The 237-nt window shown below is 50.2% G+C and carries 1 protein-coding gene; it reads right to left on the bottom strand.

Annotated elements, in window-relative coordinates:
- Window positions 1-237 (bottom strand): hypothetical protein (locus ACY2RR_RS24750; protein WP_490110858.1); only part of this gene is annotated, 237 nt, incomplete at both ends.

Here is a 237-nt window from a genome sequence, read left to right as displayed (position 1 = left end):
CAAATCATTCACTCCACAACGGGTAGCGGTTGAAAGGGTGACAGGGTTAAAGCGTTTTTTGGAGACGGTGTTGTCACCTTCCACAGCCCGCACATAGTGCTGGCTGCTGGCAATGCCACCACACTTTTGAGTGATATCCCGACCAAACCAGATTTCTTCGCTAGTATAGATAAAGGCAACATCTTCCGCTCTCACTGCGCCATCTCTATCGCAGTCCAGCCCCATAAACCCGATTTG

The organism is Parendozoicomonas sp. 2304DJ65-17, assembly GCF_058148445.1.
This window is presented reverse-complemented; position numbering and strand designations above follow the sequence as displayed.